Raw genomic sequence first — 1103 nt, forward strand, 5'->3', positions numbered from 1 at the left:
TGGTGAATGATAAGTAATTTTAATGACTAATATCAATTATCATGCTGTTTTTTCGTTAATTATATTTATTTAAATATTGACTCTACAAATGAGTTTTTATTAATTGACAATTTACTTACACCTGTCAATATTGTGACAGCCGCGACATGTACGTCCGCCATTGAATAAGCCCTCTTTACTAGCGACTATGATTTTATCAGACAGAAGTGAATTTATTAGCTGTATATCCGTAGATGCTGATATGCAGTTTATTGCGAAATACCAAGACCTGACGCTTAGAAGCGTCTATCAACCTATATTCGACTCTTCTATGACTCAAATAGGTGTTGAGGCTTTGGTGCGCATTTCAAATAACAAAGGTGATATTGTTCGTCCTGATCACTTCTTCCATTCCGACGAAACCTCAAGCACAGACAAAATCAATGTAGAGAGGTTGAGTCGAGCGATTCATATCCGTAACTTCGCACAATCGACAATCCGTCATTTACATCTATTTTTGAACGTTCTTCCAAACGTTGGTGAGTTGTTTGCTGCAGAAAAGGTCAGCGATAGCTTGTTAGCTAAACGCCTTCACGAGCTTAACTTATCGTGCGAACAAATTGTGATGGAGTTGGTCGAGCTTAATGTAGAGAGTGAAGAACGTTTGAAAGACGCAGCCCATTCATTGGCGGAAAATGGTTTTCAAATCGCTGTTGATGATTTCGGAACACAAGCGTCAACAGAACAGCGGGTTCGCCATATTAATCCTCATATCATCAAGATAGATCGCTCTGTGATGTTGGATTTTGAACAAGGCGACACAAGTGAAATGGAGTTGGCCCTAAAGCTTGCTACTCAAATCGGTGCGAAGACGGTAATCGAAGGGATAGAAACCCAACAACAACTCGAAGCGATGCAGGGCTTAGGCTTCAATATGTATCAAGGCTATCATTTGGCCATGCCAAAACCGATTGAGTTGGATATACGCCTCGCAATCTAGCACTGCCTCTATTCCCGACAAAGCCGCTTTACCATTGGTAAGCGGTTTTTTTAATGTTTATCTATTCGTACCCTTTGCCACTCTCACGTGTCATCAAATCACACGTATAAAAAAGGTTCATCGC

At 40.3% G+C, this 1103-nt stretch carries 1 protein-coding gene; it reads left to right on the forward strand.

Annotated features, from left to right (window positions below; genetic code table 11):
- The first annotated feature begins 241 nt into the window (after positions 1 to 241).
- Complete coding sequence (locus AB4512_RS22065) at positions 242 to 979, forward strand: EAL domain-containing protein (protein WP_372175682.1); 738 nt, start codon at positions 242 to 244, stop codon at positions 977 to 979.
- Positions 980 to 1103 lie beyond the last annotated feature (124 nt).

The organism is Vibrio sp. 10N.222.52.B7, from assembly GCF_041474275.1.
Taxonomy (GTDB): domain Bacteria; phylum Pseudomonadota; class Gammaproteobacteria; order Enterobacterales; family Vibrionaceae; genus Vibrio; species Vibrio crassostreae_C.